Annotated in this window: 1 pseudogene; it reads left to right on the top strand. The window is 62.7% G+C overall.

Annotation, left to right across the window (positions count from 1 at the left end):
- Positions 1 to 12: 12 nt before the first annotated feature.
- A pseudogene (locus tag AC0L3B_RS39240) lies at positions 13 to 295 on the top strand (ornithine carbamoyltransferase); the annotation flags it as partial.

Below are 295 nucleotides of genomic sequence, written 5' to 3'. Positions count from 1 at the left end.
AGGAGAACTCCCATGGCTTTCAATATGCGCAACCGCAGCCTGCTGTCGCTGATGCACCACACCACCCGCGAGCTGCACTACCTGCTGGACCTGTCCCGCGACCTCAAGCGCGCCAAATACACCGGCACCGAGCGTCCGCACCTCAAAGGCAAGAACATCGCGCTGATCTTCGAAAAGACCTCGACCCGCACCCGCTGCGCGTTCGAAGTGGCGGCCCACGACCAGGGCGCGCACGTCACCTACATCGACCCGGTGTCGTCGCAGATCGGCCACAAGGAAAGCATGAAGGACACCG

Source organism: Bradyrhizobium sp. Kon56, from assembly GCF_055807635.1.
Note: the sequence above shows the minus strand (reverse complement) of the source record. Positions and strands in the feature narration are given on the sequence as shown.